Raw genomic sequence first — 1129 nt, 5'->3', positions numbered from 1 at the left:
ACCTAACGAAGTACTACTAGGAGCTGTTTGAAGTTCGGATCTCCTTGAAGCTGCGTGGTGTGCTGGGTGTGGCTGGTAGAACTCGCGTGTGGCACGTTTTGATGTGACGGATGCCGAGTGGGCGTTGATCGAGGGACGTCTGCCGGTGGCGGCCAGCGGTCCGCTGCCGCGGCGGGTGCGGGACCAGTTCAACGGGGTGTTGTGGCGGTTTCGTACCGGCAGTGGCTGGCGTGACGTGCCGGACCGGTACGGCCCCTGGTCGACGGTGTACTCCCGGTTCAACTCCTGGGCGAAGGCCGGGGTGTTCCAGGCTCTGATGGACGCTCTGATCGCGGAGGCGGCGGCGCGCGGACAGGTGGGCCTGGAGCTGGTGAGCGTGGACTCCACGGTCGTGCGGGCGCATCACGAGTCGGCCGGCCTGGCGGTCGCCGGGGAGACCCTGGACGCGCTCGAACAGGCCCTGACCGAGGAAAAGGGGGTCCCGCTACCGGAACAGGGACCGGTCCTTCGGGTGATGCATCGCAGGCCGCACCAGACGCGGGCACCGCGGACGAGGCGGCACAGGACCGTGCTGCGACACGGCGCCGCCGCAAGGCCCGGGCGAAGGCGGCCGGGCTCGGCCGCTCCCGAGGCGGGCTGAGCAGCAAGGTCCACGCCGCGGTCGACGCCGCAGGACTGCCGCTGGTCTTCGTTCTGACACCCGGCCAGGCCGCCGACTGCCCGCAGTTCCAGGCGGTGCTGGGCGGGATCCGGGTGGCTGGCCCCGTCGGCCGCCCACGCACCCGACCCGATGCGGTCGCCGCCGACAAGGCCTACTCCTCCAGGGCCAACCGGTCCTACCTGCGCAGACGCGGGATCACCGCGGTCATCCCAGAGAAGAACGACCAGGCCGCCAACCGGAAGAGGAAGGGCTCCACCGGCGGCCGGCCGGTCGCCTTCGACCCGCACCGCTACAAGCAGCGCAACACCGTGGAACGCTGCTTCCAGAAGATCAAGACCTGGCGCGGCCTGGCCACCCGCTACGACAAGTCCCCGGCGAGCTACGAAGCCGGACTCCACCTCCGAGGATCGATCATGTGGCTGAAGCACCTCACCTCAACCACATGATCCGAACCTCAAACAGCTCCTA

1 pseudogene is annotated in these 1129 nt (G+C 68.9%); it reads left to right on the top strand.

Annotation, left to right across the window (positions count from 1 at the left end):
- The first annotated feature begins 88 nt into the window (after positions 1 to 88).
- Positions 89 to 1107, top strand: a pseudogene (locus ACIQTO_RS38180) (IS5 family transposase).
- Positions 1108 to 1129: the final 22 nt, after the last annotated feature.

Origin of the sequence: Kitasatospora sp. NPDC091207 (assembly GCF_044768625.1) — a bacterium.
Classification (GTDB): Bacteria; Actinomycetota; Actinomycetes; order Streptomycetales; family Streptomycetaceae; genus Kitasatospora.
Note: the sequence above shows the minus strand (reverse complement) of the source record. Positions and strands in the feature narration are given on the sequence as shown.